Consider the following 17,289-nt stretch of genomic DNA (forward strand, 5'->3'; position numbering starts at 1 on the left):
AATTTCATCTAGAGATGCAGTACAAAACCTGCTGAAACATTAAAAAAGTGCAACCAATTTTTGACATATCCATCACCGGGCCATTTTTCTTCATTATCCGAACCTTCAGCACCTCCTCCTAAATACCTTAAATTAAAAAACAAGTTAGTGGATTTGTTTACATAAGCTCCCATTCTTAAGCTAGCGTCCAGGATAGCTCCTACTGTTTCATTATCACTTCCATTTAAAACACTAATTGGTGCATACATACCATCTGCTTCCAGTTCGGTATAAAAACGTTCATTTAAATTTAACCTGCTACGAATTTTAAGTGCTGGCACAGGTCCTACTCCCCTATTGTCTGTGTACCTCGTACCATCTGTGGATTCAAACGATATTGTAGCATTTCTAATTTGTAATGACCCTCCTAATGCAAAATTAAATTTGTCGTTATTCTTCGTTAATACTCTTAGGTAACTAATTCTATAAAAAGGAAAATTATACAGACTTTTAATACTCGTTAGCGCCGGAAAAGTAGTTCCATTTGCTACCAGATCTTCTTTCAGTACAGCCTGTGTTTCAATTTTCAACGGTTGGTATAAAAGAATGATGGTGTTTCTATCATTCCAATCCATCTCAAGGGAAAACCTGACTGTAGGAAAAAGAACATCCTGACCTCCGTTATCAACATAATCGAAATAAGTTCCGGACTCTCCTAACTGAATTTTATGAGAAAGGACAGATATAAATCCTACTTCAGAAACCGCCCTGAATTGAAATTTAGACTCTTCTTTATTTTTTTCTGTTGTATTTTCCTGTGCTGATACTATTAAAGCAAATAACATCAGGCAAATAGATAATTTTATTTTCACGATTATAGCAGTTTGTTTAAATTTCTTATATAGAACCTAAAAATAGTATATGGAATTAACAAATAAGCTGACCATTATCAGGTATAGCCGATTAATTGGGCAATACTAATTTTTATTTAAAATTTGATTAAATACACACAATATCAGAAACTACTATAAAGTTGTAATCATTTTTATGCAATCACTAAAAAAGATAGGAACAGCTTGCTTGTATCTTAACAGGTAAAATAAAATTTCCCGTATTTTATTTACCAGAAATTTATAAAAAACATTTCTACTCAAATTTTTACGGTATCGTGCATATACTTCATGTAAATAAAAAAAGTCCCGAGATTTTCGGGACTCCTAAATTAATATTAAATAAACCTTACTCAATTTTAAATCGATGTTCCTGGTCAACTTCAACTACAACGTCTTTCCACTCTTCAAGAAAATTTTGCCATGAATTTTCACCATGAATACTATTATACGTCTCTACCAATTTACTATCACTTTCAAGATCAGCATAATTATTATATCCCCAGACTATTCCGCGATCAGGCCCACCTTTTCGATTAACCTCGCTATTAAAAACAAGCATGGTTCTATTTCCCATTTTCTCAAATGCTGCATGTAGTTTTTCTAATATAGCATTAAACCTGTACCCTTGCCATGGTTTGAGTTCTATTGCCCAGGCTTCATATCTCTTCTGAGTCTGAAATTTATCCATACCGAAGGATAAATTTTTATTAAAAGACCATAGATCTGTTTCTCCGTACTTTTCAACATACTTACCTACATTATCCTCCCAGTCTTCGCTATGGTCATCATCATCAGGCCTGTTGTCAAGTGATGCATAGGTGCCATTCATTACCCAAACATACCAGCCGGCTTTATTGCCGTATTCCACTCTTCTTAATACGGCCTCATTATCCTGACCTCTGGCATGATACTTTTGATTATGTTTAGCAACCCCTTCTTCCATTTGCTTTGCCATCCCGGGTTTTGGTTGCAAGTAAATTGTCTCTGTCAACGCTGCGGGTGATTCTTGTGGTAGAGCTTCAGTATGAAATAGTATACAAACTGCAGCTATCATGATTATTCTCTTCATGGTGTTATTAATTTGGTTTTAAAATAGATTAATTTGGCTCTAACTTAATTTAGTTAAATTTATTCATGTTTTACTACAATTTTATACTTATATTTTTTTTGCTATTCTATCAATAAAATGGTCTGCTAATAATATCAAAAGAAACATCGTTACAGGTTATTTCTATTTTGCTTTATAATTTTCTTTGCGTATTTTAAATTCATCAAACTAGTTGGCTCCCAATTATTTACAACTTAAAGACATGTTCCATGTTGACTAGACATTCTTACGCTGTATTATTAATATTATTACTTGCTGGAATAGCCTCCTTTTCAAAGATTAATCAGCAGCCTATTCATAAAAATAAAAAGCCTAACATTCTGCTAATAGTTGCAGATGACCTGGGTTATTCTGACCTTGGATGCTTTGGTAGTGATATAGAAACTCCGAACATTGATCAACTTGCCGGCAAAGGTATAATATTCAGCAATTTTCATACTGCCCCAATGTGTGCTCCCACCAGGGCAATGCTTCTCTCCGGAAATGACAATCACATTGCCGGAATGGGACGTCAGAGTATTAATTCGGAGTTCTTTGGGTATGAGGGTCATCTTACGAATAGAATTGCAACGATCCCTCAAGTACTTAAGCAGGCTGGTTATCATACTTATATGGCAGGCAAATGGCATCTGGGAATGAGGCCTGAAGATAATCCTCATAAAAAAGGTTTTGACCATTCTTATGTACTACTTAGAGGTGCAGGGAATCACTACAATGACCAGGGTATATTTAAGAACACTCCAACTTCTCTTTATACTGAAGATGGAAAACCAGCCAAATGGAGAGACGGAGATTATTCTACAGATTTTTACACAGATAAAATTATAGAATACATCGAATTAAATAAAAATGATGACAAAGCGTTCTTTGCTTTCGCTGCATACACTTCTCCTCATTGGCCACTCCAGGTGGATGAAAAATTCTGGAAAAAATATAAAGGGAAATATGATAAAGGATATGAAGAACTGAGAAAGAAAAGATTGAAAACCTTGAAAAAAGCAGGTATTATACCAAAAAACACACAGCTTCCACCCCTTCACCCTGATATCTCTCCCTGGGATTCTTTAACTGAAAAACAACAAAAGATCGAAGCAAGAAAAATGGAGCTCTATGCCGGAATGGTGGATAACCTGGATTATAATATTGGAAGACTGATCAATTATCTAAAAAGCATCGGAGAATATGAAAATACGATGATCGTCTTTATGTCTGATAATGGAGCGGCAGCAGAAGACTTTTATTATAATGACTATTTTGGTCCTTTTCTTAAGAAACACTTCGTTAATGATTATGAAAATATGGGCAAACCCAATTCCTTTATATCTTATGGACCTCAGTGGGCCGAAGCTGGCTCAGCTCCATATAAATATTTCAAAGGTTATACCACCGAGGGAGGTATGATAGCACCTATTATCATAACAGGTCCGGGTGTAAACCGTAAAAATGAAATTCACAATAACTTTACAACCCTGGTTGATCTTGCTCCTACATTTTATGAAATATCAGGTTCCACGTATCCTGACACCTATAATGGGAATAAGATCTACCCATTAAAAGGTGAATCATTACTTCCTTTTCTCAGTGGTAAAAACAATGAGACCCATTCAGAAGATTATGTATTTGCTTTAGAACATTCACTTCGGTCAATGGTCCGAAAAGGAGACTGGAAGATCACCAATATCTCCAGGCCATTCAACATTGATTCTTTTAAATTGTATAATATAAAAAATGACCTGGCTGAAATACATGACCTTAAAGAAAAAGAACCAGAAAAATTCCAGAAATTGATTGAGGAATGGAAAAAATATAAAGCTGAAACGAGATTATTGACCAAAAGACAGAATCAATCTGAATAGTTCATCACCTAAAATATTTGAGAAGCATTATATTTAATCAGGGACTATTTTATTAATTAGAGATTTAATATATACGTCAAAATAAAATATAACTTTTTTTATCTAGAGCAGATTGTTTCTGAACATCGTTTTATTTATACCTAGTTTTTTATATTACCCTTGTTTAAAGATAGCTCTATCCCTGTTTACATGACTTGAAAAATTGAAGTAACAGCAATTTTTAAAGAGATCGGAATTCACTCAACAAATTCAATAACAACTTTTTAAAGGATTTTGCCTTAATCCTGAAAAAGACTAGTTTTAGATGAATTAACTATGCTAATTGAATTTTATAAAAGTATTTTTTCAACTGGCAAATGACATCAATTAAAAAACATTTTTTTAGAAAGCCCCTAAAATTTAATCTCACAAGTTTACTTACCGGACTCATTATTTGGTTATTATCGGCTTACATTTTCTATGCCTTATTCCAGTTATTCAGGGAAGCGTTAAGATTGTTTACCGGCTATTTTGGAGACAAAACCTTAATTATACTCTCTCCTACTGAAAATTACATCTATAATGTATTTTATGCATCGATAGCCTCAGCATTGGGTTATTCATTTGCATTAAAATTTATTCTACAAACCTCATTATATAAATTCAATAGAAAAGCCAGGTTCCAGATCAAAAGAACATTAAATATTGAAGGATTTAATACCTGGTCATATTTGTTTTGGATAGGTAAAATGGGAAGCCTGCTTGGAGTCTGGTATCTCACTATAGCTTTTCAATATAATTTAAACCTGTTAGAGGAATTCCCCACTTTACTTGTCCTCCTTCCTATTGTTCTTTTTTACTCATCATGGCCAAATTTTAGCCGCGTGATCAGCAAAAACAAAGGTTGGTGGTTTATCAGCATATCGATGATTTTTTTAATTACCAGTTTTACCTATGGCACAAAGAATTTTCTTGATTATAAAAAAAATAACGATAAAATACTAAGCCAATCAATCCCACATGTATACAACCTGCAAGTACCCAAAAGCCAAAGTCAGCGCAGAATCACAAGAAAATGGAGTGTAATTGACATGTATGTTGTGAAGGACACTGCTGTTGCTTCTGATCCTGCTATCTTCTTTAAAGATATAAACAACAAAATCTATATTAATCAAATCAAAAATGAAATTGCAGACCTCGGATTTACACCACCTGATCAACCAATAATAAATCTACGCATTGATACACGTATTCCTGTAGGATTTGTCAAAAGTATAATTAAGGAAATTAGAAAAGCAGGCATATATGATATCCAATTATCAACAGCTGCTGAAAACTCAAAATATCCACCGGACTATCCCGACTTCAGATACTTTGGAATTCGGAAAGTATTACCCAGATATTTTCCTGAAATTGAGGCCTTTCTTGACTCTGCTGAGCAGATAGATTTAAGCGGTAAGCGCATCAGAATAAATGATTCTTATAAGTATAGAAATAATTTGATTAAGCAGTTTAATCGAATAGAAATCGCTGTATCGAAGGATTCGATAACACTTAATGGTAAAAAAACAGATAAAAAGAAACTTGAAGAAATAGTATATAAATTTATTAAAAAGTATTCACCAGGCTATGTGATAATATTTAATTCAGACAATAACATTTCTTATAGACGATACATTAATACTCTGGATATTTTACATTCCCAGGTTGACCGATTAAGAAATGAAAGATCATTGGTACAAAATGGCCGGACTTATGAATCGTGGAATATGAGCAATGAATTTGAGCTAATCAAAAGGCAATATCCTATTCGCATTCTTGAATGGACAGAAGAAGAACAAAGAATTAATGATTTAGCTGAATAGGCTGAAAATCAATGATTACAAAAGATCTAATGGTTACAAAAGATCTTAAATGTGTATTAACAATTAAGAGTTTATTCTAACCTCTACCGCAAATGAAATTAAAAATTTTAATCGGGTTATACTTCATCACTCAAATCGCCTTTTTGCAAATAAAAGAGGTAGATCCATCTTCGGTTCAAGAAATGAACTTTAGCCTGGAAGGTGAGAAAGCCTTTAATGAGAACTACCAGGCTTGTTTGAAAATATGGGACAAAATGTCTGATGGTGTTGATTATGATGATTTAAGCCAGGAAGAAAAAGATGCTTTAGCCAAAGTAGATGAAACCAGGGAAAGCTACTGGGATATCGAAGGTATGGCATGTAGCTGGTATTGTGGCGGTGGACCTAAAAGTGTGACCGCATCAAGTTATTTAAAACCCCAGGGTAAAAATAGTTATCAACCTATCAATGCGCATGACCTGAACTTTAAACATGCCTGGGTGGAAGGTGCACCCGGAAATGGTATTGGTGAATATTTAACCTATACTTTTGGTGCAAGAGCACCACGAATTACTGAGATCAAGGTAGTAAATGGATATGTCAAAAGTCATACAGCATGGATTAATAATTCCAGGGTTAAAAAACTAAAAGTTTATCTTGATAATAAGCCATTTGCTATTTTAAATCTGAAAGATATCAGAGGCATTCAATCTTTCAAATTTGACCCGATAGGTAAAGGCTGGGAAGCACCTGAAAACTCACCGGTTTGGGAGCTAAAATTTGAAATCATCGAAGTCTATAAAGGCAGTAAATATGACGATGTAGTTATATCAGAAATATTCTTCGATGGCATTGATGTTCATTGTTTTGCTAAAGGAACCAAAATCCAAATGGCAGATAATTCCATCAAAAACATTGAGAAACTGGAAATTGGTGATAAAGTAGCTCAAATGAATCTCGAAACTATGGAGATCACTTCAGCACGCATTGAGAAACTGGAAAAGGTTATTCATCATAGATTGATAACCTATCAATTTGAGAGTGGATTAAAAATAACTGCTACATTAGATCACCCCTTTATGATTCAAAATAAAGGATGGGCCTCTTTTTTACCTGAGCAATCAAGTCAATATAAAGGATTTGAGAATATTAAAACCATCGTTCCCGGGGACTTATTTATAACCTCCGATGGCATTGAAAGACTAGTTGGTTTAAAATTTGAGCAGGGAGATCAGGAAACTTATACCATTTCAAAATTAAGTTCCGGCAATAATTTCATTGCAAATGGATTAGTCGTTGGTGTCGAAGAGTTAAATGGCAAAAGCAGTAATCAATAATTATAATAAAGTGTGAATTAAATAGTTAAAAGCAGGTTTTGGTGGCCAAGTGAATATATATTTGAATAAATTAAGCACAGTTTAACTCCCCAACCTTCAAATGCCATGACTCTACCACTAACATTAAGCTTCATCTTTCTGATACTAGGCCTTATTCATCTTAACTGGGTAATCGGAGGTGAATTTGGGTTTGCCCAATCACTACCAACCAAAGAAAACGGAGAAAGAGTATTAAATCCAAAGAAAGCAGACAGTGCCATTGTGGGCTTAGGTCTTATATTTTTTTCCTTGTTTTATATATTCAAATCAGGAATGATCGACCATCAGATTCCTCAGTGGGTTATGAAATATGGAGGATGGATAATTCCGGCTATTTTTCTTTTACGAGCTATAGGAGACTTTAGGTATGTCGGTTTCTTTAAGAAAGTCAGGACAACGGAATTTGGAAAATTAGATACTAAACTATTTTCCCCATTATGCCTGGTGATTGGCATCGTAGGAATAATTATTCAGCTTAATTAAATAAAACTTTTGAGTGTCAACCAATCGTCCTCGTTTGCAAGTAGGATGATTGAAATTGGCAATTGTATCGCCATTAAATTTATCATAAAAATAAAAGCCCCGAATCTCCTCGGGGCTTTCCATTTTATTGAGCACGATTTTCTCTTTCCGGATAGCGAATGTCAAACCTGTCGAGCTTCATTACTTTGTCCCATGCTGCGACAAAGTCCCTGACAAATTTTTCCCTGGCATCAGCACTGGCATATACTTCTGAAATAGCTCTTAACTCTGAATTTGAACCAAAGATCAAATCTGCACGAGTAGCGGTGTATATTAGATCTCCGGTTTCTCTGTCATATCCGTTAAAGAGCTCTTTGCTGTCATCTGCCGGCTTCCATTCTGTACTCATATCCATCAAAGCAACAAAGAAGTCATTAGTTAACTGATCGTTAGTTTTAGCAAATATCCCATTCTTAGAATCATCGTAGTTAGTATTCAATGACCTCATCCCTCCTACTAATACAGTCATTTCAGGAGCCGTTAATGTTAATAGCTGGGCCTTATCAACTAACAATTCCTCGGTAGAGATCATATATTTTGTTTTCAGATAGTTTCTGAATCCATCTGCCATTGGCTCAAGTAGTGCGAATGATTCAACATCAGTCTGTTCCTGAGTAGCGTCCATACGGCCAGGCTCGAAAGGTACTTCTACGGTAAATCCTGCATTAGCTGCTGCTTGTTCAACTGCTGCTGCACCACCAAGAACAATCAGGTCAGCCATTGATATTTTCTTAGCGCCATTACTCTTGTTAAATTCTTTCTGAATTTTCTCATAAGCAGCAAGCACTTTAGCCAACTGTTCCGGGTTATTTACTTCCCAGTCTTTCTGTGGAGCAAGTCTGATACGGGCACCGTTTGCTCCTCCCCTTCTGTCTGACCCACGATAAGTAGATGCAGAAGCCCAGGCAGTTTCTACCATCTCACTGATCGTTAATCCTGAATTTAATAATTGACCTTTCAAATTTCGGATATCATTCTCATCAACTAACAGATGGTCGACCTCAGGAATCGGATCCTGCCAGATTAGGTCTTCCTCAGGAACTTCAGGCCCAAGATAAGTAGTCTTTGGACCCATATCTCTGTGTGTCAACTTAAACCACGCACGAGCAAATGCCTCATTGAATAATTGAGGATTCTCATAAAACTTTTTAGAGATTTTTCTGAACTCAGGATCTTCTATCAGAGCAAGATCGGTGGTGAACATGATCGGCTTGTGCGTTTTGTTTTCATCAAACGCATCAGGCACTTTCATTTTAGTTTCTTTTGGTTCCCATTGGTGAGCTCCTGCAGGACTTTTTGTCAACTCCCATTCGTGCTCAAACAGATTAAAAAAGTACAAGTGACTCCATTTTGTCGGAGAAGATGTCCATGCACCTTCAAGTCCTGAGGTAATCGCATCTGCACCTTTTCCGGATTTATACTCGCTTTTCCAGCCAAAACCCTGCTCTTCAATGGGAGCAGCTTCTGGTTCAGGACCTACATTTGATGCATCACCAGCTCCATGAGCCTTACCAAGAGTGTGGCCACCGGCAATCAGGGCTACTGTCTCTTCATCATTCATTCCCATTCTTCCAAAAGAAGTACGGATATCATCTGCAGCTAAAAGCGGATCAGGATTTCCATTCGGACCTTCTGGATTAACATAGATTAATCCCATTTGTACTGCTGCAAGAGGCTTTTTAAGTTCACCATCTTCTGAGTAGCGTTCATCATTGCTTAACCATTCTTTTTCAGAACCCCAATACACATCCTTATTAGGCTCCCATACATCTTCTCTTCCGCCACCAAAACCAAAAGTCTGGAATCCCATATCTTCAAGAGCTACATTTCCGGTTAATACCATCAGGTCAGCCCAGGATATTTTCTTACCGTACTTTTGCTTAACAGGCCACATAAGTCTTCTAGCCTTATCCAGGTTGGCGTTATCAGGCCAGCTGTTCTGAGGCGCAAATCTTTGCATACCAGATCGCGATCCTCCACGACCATCAGCGGTACGATATGTTCCGGCACTATGCCATGCCATACGAATGAACAACCCACCATAATGACCATAATCTGCAGGCCACCAGTCTTTTGAGTCTGTTAGTGCCTTTCGGATGTCGCTTTTAAGTGAATCATAATTTATCGAGTTAAACTCTTCCAGGTAATTAAAATCCTCATTCATCGGATCAGATAAGGATGAATGCTGGCGAAGGACTGCCAGATTTAACCTGTTAGGCCACCATTCGGCATTGCTGGTAGAAACTTTATTAGACCGGCTTTTCATAGTTGCACCGGAACTTCCGTCAGCTGATGTACTGTCCTCATTAGCACTGCTTTGCTGGCAGGCTGGAAGAAAAATCACGAGAACTATCAGCAGTAAAAATGCTGTTATCTTTTTCATTTGGCAATTAATTTATTGTGATTCCATTGCAATTATACAGCTTTAATAATCATAATTCAAATTGATAAAATCTATCAAACAATAGACAAAATCTATAAATAATTAAGTTATTGGTATCTAGCAACATACGACCTATTAAAAGCTAAAAAGCTAATTATATTTATAAAAAAACCACCTCAAAACGCCAGAAAAGTTTGAATTGTATAATTTTGATTAATCAATCAAAACCTAAAAACATCAATGAAAATAATTTTACTCTCACTTATTCTGGTCAGTATCAATCCCGATCAGTTTGAAAAGGTTGATCAGTTATTAGCAGATCGCCAGTATCATGATGCTTTTCTGTTATTAGAAGAAATAGACCCTGAAAACGAAGACCCTGAAGCCTTCAGAAGAAAAATCGAAGCTTGTATTGATGGATATTTATTTTCTACCGGTCATTATTTATTTGCATTAAAAAATCTTAGTCCTGATGAAGATATTGATGAATTAAGGGCTAAAGAGTGGTGTGAAAGAGATATGCAAATACTAAATGTAAAGCAGAGAGGCCCGGAATTAATGAGGGCTTATCCGGATAACTATAAGCTGAAGTTTGCGGTGGCTAATTTTTATCTAAGTATGCAGACAGATAAAGGATGTGCTCAATGCCCTGTTATAGATCAGGAATTCATGGATAATTATGAAAATCTCTTCATGGATTGCTACGAAAACAATATTTACGATTATAAAAGCTTTTATGCCATAGCCATATCCAATCACAATAAAAAGAATTATAAGAAAGCAAAAGAGTATTACAAAAAATCTATAGACCTTAATCCTGAATATGGATTAAACTATCTTAATTTAGCTATAATATCTGCTGACGAAGGCAAATTAGACAATGCCATTTCCTATTCAAAACTAGCAATTAATAAAAGTAGAACTGATGATTTAAAAGCAAGAGGCAATAATTATATTGCTTTAATTTACGTGGAAAAAGAGGACAATCAAAAAGCATTGGAGTATTTTGAAATGGCTAATAACCTGGTACCAGGAAATACAGAAAGATTATTAAATTTTTTAATTACAAGCAGGAAAACGGGATATCCAAAAGAGCATCAGATCAGGAAACAGTATTTTGATTCTGCACCAAATAATTTAAATACCTACATCAATCTTATGTTTTTATATAAACAGGAGATAAGTAATCTTATAACCTTCTTCAAAGATCAAAGAGACGAATATCATAGTAACACTGAGGCCTTAGGTTTTCTTTCATTAATGATTGCAAAAAGTCATTTGAATTTAGGCAATCTAGATGAAGCATCTATTGAATTTGAACAAGCAAAAAATCAGCTTATTAAAAGCTGGGGAAGCAGCCAAAGTGTTTTAAAAAATATAGATGATATTATTTCTCAGCTTAAAACTAAGAATCTATAACTTCTCTATTATTTGCAGGTGATTTTGATCGAATCCAGATTATATTAAACAGTTACCAATTGCACTCGTTTATATAATAAATGCATGTTTAATCAAAACCAACCAACAAATGTCAAGTCCGGAACACAAACAAAAGATTTGGAATCTTATAAAAGATATAAAAGTAGGGATGCTCGTTACCCAGGAGAATAACGAGAGCGATCGGCTAAGAGCACGTCCAATGTCATTAGTTCAGGATGCTTACGATGGCACATTGTATTTCTACACTCCTAAAAGTGATTCAAAGGTTTACGAAATTAAAAATGATCGCGATGTGTGCATCACCTTCTCCGATCCTGAAAATCAAGTGTATGTTTCATTAACCGGTAAGGCAAAACTTACCCAGGATAAGGATTTAATTGACAAATATTGGAATGCCTGGGCCAGCGCCTGGTTCAAAGAAGGAAAAGAGGATCCTGAAGTAGCAATGCTGGAAGTCAAAATCAACAAAGGAGAACACTGGGTAACTGACGAAAATAAAGTCCTTCAACTTTATGAAGTTGCCAAGGCTAATATAAAAGAAGAGACCGTTCCCGACATGGGAGAAAATGAAAAATTTGGAAATTGATAAAAACAGCCCGGTTAGCGCCGGGTTATTTTTTTTATATTTTTTATTAATATCCTACCATTTAATAACTCTCAATCTTATATTTAAATCCTATTAATTTATCAACTATAAGGGAAGTGTATAAGCCAGGATATAATGCCGGTAATATTATTCACTTCTTTTTTTTTAAACCAGACTGAGAAAATGAGAATCATTACCACTATTGTGTTCCTACTGTCATTTAGTAACACTTTATTCTGTCAGAAGCAGTTTAACATTCCTGACATTCCTAGGATTCATAACTTTATTGAGAGACTTCCAAGATTGATCAAAACCCATAATTTAGAAGAAATAAGAGCTTCAGAAGATTCCTTAAATATCCGAATATGGCAATCGAATTCTGTCATGACTGTCAGCGTTGATGAAGAGACAGTTTCTGAATATCAGGTTTTCACTACTGGAAGTGATCCGGAAATAAAAGACACCACTTTTAGCACAGCAACTTCAAAGAGAATTTTAAAATCTATTTTGCAAAATAAAGTAATGACAGTCAAAGATGATCCATCCAGTGGTATTGATGGGGCGATGGTCTACATAGAAATTTCAACCCCTGAAAGCTATAAAATTGTTAGTATGTGGTCTCCATGCGACGAGAAAGATCAAAACAAGAAAAGAGTAGTCAAAATACTAAGGGATATCAATGAAGAAATTGATACCAAAAAGATCATCGATGACTTTCAAGTTTCCCTCGATCCTGGAGGTTACAGTTGGGGAATGACCTCCTTCTCAATCGATAGATTTTTAGATGATGAACAGGAAAAGACAGATTTTTACAAGAGAGCTGAAGCAAAAATCAAAAATGAGTTAAATATCAATGAACAAACTGATCCCAGACATTTTCCACTAGTGGTTATTAATGGTATACCTCGTACAGGTATTGCAGACTTAAACAAGTATACTGACAGTGAAGTTGAAAGTATTAAAGTACTTTCTGGTTCTGATGGAAAAGGTACCGAATTATATGGTAGACGGGGAGAAAATGGAGTAGTCCTTATAAAAACCATTAATTAATACAGAGATTTAAAAACAACACCTGAAATAAAAGGCCCTGAAAATTGCTTTAACAGTCAATTTTCAGGGCCTTTCTCAATTAAAAACACCATTACAAAAAAACTCATAAACCAGCTGAATTTCAGCAATATAAAAAATCATTTTCGCTAATGATCCTTATCATTAACAAATCATATTTTGATATGTATATTCATATCATGATATGGGTCATTTACATAATATTGGTAATTATAGTATTGCTGGCCGTTATGGTAGGTTGGGTTTTATTAACTACACTGATTATTAATGTAAACACCAGGCAAGATGAATATTCTCTTCACCTGACTGGACTATTTAAAGCAAAACTGGAAATAAAAGAACTCAACCCGATAATTCATCTGAATACTTTAGTTGGCAATTTTAACGTAAAGCCTCTTGAAGTAAAGAAAACACAAAAAATTCAGGAACCGGAGAAAAAGAAAGAAATCAAACACTCTGGAAAACGAAAAGGTAAATCACCTCGTGCGATAAAAAGATTCGCAATACATGCGCTCAATACTTTTAGAATTAAACACTTAAAGGTAAATATTGACACCGACGATTATGTCATGAATGCTCAGTTGTTCCCTTTATTTTATTTAATAAGCAGTCCTCGGAGGCAAACAGAAATAAATTTTACGGGAAGAAACGAATTAGAATTAATTATCCAGAATCGCTTGATCAGATTGGTCAGGCCAGCCTGGAAATTTATCAGAAGCAAATAATCATTAACTAAAGTCTATACAGCCATGGAAGTAAATTTCGATCAGTTATTGAACAAGATTACCGAGTTCATCAAGGATGAAGCAAATACAGAAACTATTATTGGTAAACCATTCGAATTGGGCAAGTTCACTTGTGTACCCGTTGTCAGAATCGGTATGGGATTCGGCAGTGGTGGAGGATTCGGAGATTCAAACAGAGCCGGAAAAGGAGAAGGCGGTGGTGCCGGGGTCGGTATGGGTATTGAGCCAATCGGATTCCTGGTTACCCGTGATAATGAAATATCATTTCTATCTGCAAATAAAGGTAGTAAAGGAATGTCTGCCGCTTTTGAAAAGATTCCGGATATGGTAAGTAAAATTCTTGACAAAAAAGAAAATGCGAAACACTGAATAAAAAGCTTAATACATTTTTCAATCCTTTAAAATCGCTTTTTTAAGATTTAAAATCCCCCCGACCTCCTCATGTACCCCATGAGGGGTCTTTGTTTTTAAATTATACCCTCATAATTATAAAAGATGTAACATCTTATTGACTTTTTGACACATTAAATTATCTTGGCATTCTTTTTTATCAACAATTGAATAAATAATATAATATCTTTAACCCTATAGTTATGGCATTTGGATTTGGACCAGGAGCTGAATTGCAAAAAGATTACAACCGAAACAATTCTCCGGTTAAGAAGAGCAAATGAATTGCCTCCTCTTTGATAACTACAGAATAGTAAAATAACAATATACTCTCCATATATATTGATGTCTCTCCGGTCTTAAGAAATTAAAACCATTAAAATAATTATAGCCCAATCATAGTAATAATTATTTATCTTAGAGCTTTGAATCTAAACCACACCAAAGTCCTATTTAAATGAATAGAAGATTACTCCCACTTTTTTTAATTCTATTTCCATTATTAATAAATGCTCAAAAGGTGACCGACATTTATGTTGACACCTCTGATAATGGTAAATTATTTACGGAATTTCTCGAAGAGCTAAAAGAGGAACATGGCGTAGTAATAGCCTATGAAAAGAATGATTTTCCCCATAAATTAGTTTATGGAATTCAATCACCATGGCGTTTAGTCAGTTGGCTTGAAGAATATATACCGGAATATCATGTTTTCACCCTGGAGAATGATCAATTAGTCATAATTAGCAGAGAAGAAGCAGGGTATTATGCCAAAAGAAAAGAAAATTACATTTTACTAAAAGGCAGTCCCGGAAAGCAGACTACTGTTACGGGAACTGTAATTGATAAGAGCACTAATGAGACAGTTGTTGGTGCCCAGGTTACAATTCCTTCGAAAGGCAAGGGAAAGGTCACTGATGTCAATGGCAAATTCTCTCTTAAAACAACTCCCGGATTTCAGATTCTGAAAATTAATTTCGTTGGTTTTGATGAAGTGTCATACATTCTGTGTTTTGATGAAAATGCCCCTGAGAGAACGATCACTACCGAGATATTCCCGGAATCTATCGAATTGGATGCCTTTGTAGTTACTGCCTCAAGACCTGATCAAAATGTTCGTAGTGAGATGACAGGTATCCAAAAAATGACCATTGAGTCGATCAAGTCATTACCGACCTTCCTGGGAGAAGTCGATCCAATCAGAAGCATGACCTCGCTACCCGGTGTTAGTACTACCGGTGAGTTGGCTTCAGGATTTAATGTAAGAGGTGGAGAAACTGGTCAAAACCTGATTCTTCAGGACGAAGCTACTATCTATAACCCCGCCCATTTGTTTGGTTTTTTCTCAGCCTTTAATCCGGACATGGTAAGTAACGTTTCACTTTACAAAGGTGGCGGACCGGCAGAATATGGTAGTCGTATATCTTCTGTACTCGATGTTTCACTTAGAAATGGTGATGCAGGTAGATTTAAAGTTTCAGGTGGTGTAGGATTGGTCTCATCAAGGCTGACATTAGAAGGCCCAATCGTTAAAAATAAATCATCTTATATTGTAGGTGGGCGAATGTCCTACACTAACTGGTTATTAAGATCAACCAATGATGTTGACCTTAATAACAGTTCAGCTCAATTTTATGATGTTACTGCACGGATTTTCCATACAATTGATGAAAATAACATTATAACTTTAACTTTATATAATAGTTATGACGATTTCAGCCTGGCTAGTGATTCTGTATTTAGCTGGCAAACGTTTAATGCCTCTGCAGTTTGGGATAGAACCTACAATGAAAAAATGAACTCATCACTAAGCCTGGCAAGCAGTAACTACAATAGTCAGGTTACTAATGTCGACGAATTAGAAGGGTTTACCTATAAGAATAAGATCAGAAGTTTACATGCTAAATATAAAATTCAGTACGAAATGTCTGAAGATGTAACTTTTAGTGCAGGGGCTGAAACTGAAAGAGTATTCGTTGAACCTGGTATTTTAAGTCCGTTAAAGGAAGAAAGCAACGTGCTCCCTGCTGATATGCAAGACCAGAGAGCGTTGGAATCAGCTGTTTTTGTACAGGCTAATTTTCCTCTGACGGATAAACTCTCGATATCAACAGGACTTAGATATTCTCACTTTTTAAGATTCGGTCCTGAGGATATTTATGAATTTGATTTCGATAATATGAATGGGCGATACCCTTCCATAAGTGATACTCTTAGTTATTCAAATGGCGAAGTTATAAAATCTTTTGGAGGGCTGGAACCACGTGTTTCATTCAGATACCTACTTACTGACGATCTTTCATTAAAAGCAAGTTATTTCAGAACCATACAGTATTTGCATATGGTCTCCAATACGACATCCACTACGCCCCAGGATTACTGGATATCGAGTGGACCTTATTTAAAACCTTCTACCGGAGATCAGTTTTCGTTAGGTTTCTTTAAAAATTTTGGCGGCAACATGTATGAAACTTCTGTGGAAGGATTTTATAAGACAACAAAAAATGCTGTTGACTATATAGATGGAGCTGAAATCACGCTAAATCCTGCATTGGAAGCAGGGCTTTTACAGGGTGATGGACTGGCATATGGTTTAGAAATGTTAGTAAAGAAAAACAAAGGGACAGTTTCGGGATGGATAGCATATACCTATTCAAGGAGTTTAAGAAGGTTTAACGGCCAGGTAGAAAACAGGATTTTAATAAATGATGGAAAATATTATGCTGCAGTTTATGACCAGCCACATAATTTATCCGTTGTTTCCAATTTCAAACTAGGACCAAGAACCACACTATCAGCTAATTTTAATTACAGCACCGGAAGGCCAATCACTATTCCAGTTTCTAAATTTTCCTATGGACCATATCTTTCTGTATTAAATTATTCCGAAAGAAATAAATACAGGATTCCGGATTATCACAGACTTGATCTATCATTGACAATAGCAGACAATCCGACTAAAAATAAAAGGTTTCATGGCGAATGGGTATTTTCAATTTATAACGTGTATGGAAGAAAAAATGCATATTCTATCGTATTTGACAAATATGGTAAAGCAAAGAAGATATCAATTCTTGGAAGTGTCTTCCCTTCCATAAATTATAATTTCAATTTCTAAT

At 35.5% G+C, this 17,289-nt stretch carries 13 protein-coding genes; 10 read left to right on the forward strand and 3 right to left on the reverse strand.

Going from position 1 to position 17,289, the window contains the following annotated elements:
• Positions 1-8 precede the first annotated feature (8 nt).
• On the reverse strand, positions 9-851 hold the full coding sequence (locus tag DCC35_RS13425) for a hypothetical protein (RefSeq protein WP_137091290.1): 843 nt from the start codon (positions 849-851) through the stop codon (positions 9-11).
• A gap of 367 nt (positions 852-1,218) precedes the next feature.
• On the reverse strand, positions 1,219-1,941 hold the full coding sequence (locus DCC35_RS13430; RefSeq protein ID WP_137091291.1) for a hypothetical protein: 723 nt from the start codon (positions 1,939-1,941) through the stop codon (positions 1,219-1,221).
• A gap of 248 nt (positions 1,942-2,189) precedes the next feature.
• Between DCC35_RS13430 and DCC35_RS13435 the strand changes: the two genes are divergently transcribed.
• The 4 genes from DCC35_RS13435 to DCC35_RS13450 all read left to right on the forward strand — a co-directional run bounded on the left by DCC35_RS13435 (position 2,190) and on the right by DCC35_RS13450 (position 7,518).
• Positions 2,190-3,836 (forward strand): arylsulfatase, encoded by a 1,647-nt coding sequence (locus tag DCC35_RS13435; RefSeq protein ID WP_137091292.1) that lies wholly within the window; start codon positions 2,190-2,192, stop codon positions 3,834-3,836.
• Positions 3,837-4,192: 356 nt separating this feature from the next.
• A complete protein-coding gene (locus DCC35_RS13440; protein WP_137091293.1) occupies positions 4,193-5,680 on the forward strand; it encodes an ExbD/TolR family protein in 1,488 nt (495 codons plus the stop codon).
• A gap of 92 nt (positions 5,681-5,772) precedes the next feature.
• Positions 5,773-6,996, forward strand: coding sequence for an NADase-type glycan-binding domain-containing protein (locus DCC35_RS13445; RefSeq protein WP_137091294.1), 1,224 nt, complete (start codon positions 5,773-5,775; stop codon positions 6,994-6,996).
• A 105-nt stretch (positions 6,997-7,101) separates the two neighbouring features.
• Complete coding sequence (locus DCC35_RS13450; protein WP_137091295.1) at positions 7,102-7,518, forward strand: DUF3995 domain-containing protein; 417 nt, start codon at positions 7,102-7,104, stop codon at positions 7,516-7,518.
• Between the two features lie 124 nt (positions 7,519-7,642).
• Here DCC35_RS13450 and katG read toward each other — a convergent pair whose 3' ends face one another.
• The gene (katG, locus tag DCC35_RS13455; RefSeq protein WP_137091296.1) at positions 7,643-9,940 is read right to left on the reverse strand and encodes a catalase/peroxidase HPI; all 2,298 of its coding nucleotides are present in this window, start codon (positions 9,938-9,940) and stop codon (positions 7,643-7,645) included.
• 240 nt (positions 9,941-10,180) lie between these two features.
• Between katG and DCC35_RS13460 the strand changes: the two genes are divergently transcribed.
• The 6 genes from DCC35_RS13460 to DCC35_RS13485 all read left to right on the forward strand — a co-directional run bounded on the left by DCC35_RS13460 (position 10,181) and on the right by DCC35_RS13485 (position 17,288).
• Positions 10,181-11,359: a tetratricopeptide repeat protein gene (locus DCC35_RS13460; protein ID WP_137091297.1), complete on the forward strand. Its 1,179-nt coding sequence runs from the start codon at positions 10,181-10,183 to the stop codon at positions 11,357-11,359.
• Between the two features lie 109 nt (positions 11,360-11,468).
• Positions 11,469-11,966 carry a pyridoxamine 5'-phosphate oxidase family protein gene (locus tag DCC35_RS13465; protein WP_137091298.1) on the forward strand — a complete coding sequence of 166 codons (498 nt, stop codon included), beginning with the start codon at positions 11,469-11,471 and terminating at the stop codon, positions 11,964-11,966.
• Positions 11,967-12,149: 183 nt separating this feature from the next.
• On the forward strand, positions 12,150-13,016 hold the full coding sequence (locus DCC35_RS13470; protein WP_137091299.1) for a hypothetical protein: 867 nt from the start codon (positions 12,150-12,152) through the stop codon (positions 13,014-13,016).
• Positions 13,017-13,165: 149 nt separating this feature from the next.
• Positions 13,166-13,759, forward strand: a complete 594-nt coding sequence (locus DCC35_RS13475; protein WP_137091300.1) for a hypothetical protein — start codon at positions 13,166-13,168, stop codon at positions 13,757-13,759.
• A 24-nt stretch (positions 13,760-13,783) separates the two neighbouring features.
• Positions 13,784-14,149, forward strand: coding sequence for a GerW family sporulation protein (locus DCC35_RS13480; protein WP_137091301.1), 366 nt, complete (start codon positions 13,784-13,786; stop codon positions 14,147-14,149).
• Positions 14,150-14,627: 478 nt separating this feature from the next.
• A complete protein-coding gene (locus DCC35_RS13485) occupies positions 14,628-17,288 on the forward strand; it encodes a TonB-dependent receptor (RefSeq protein ID WP_137091302.1) in 2,661 nt (886 codons plus the stop codon).
• The last annotated feature ends 1 nt before the right edge of the window (position 17,289 follow it).

The organism is Mangrovivirga cuniculi, assembly GCF_005166025.1.
Lineage (GTDB): Bacteria > Bacteroidota > Bacteroidia > Cytophagales > Cyclobacteriaceae > Mangrovivirga > Mangrovivirga cuniculi.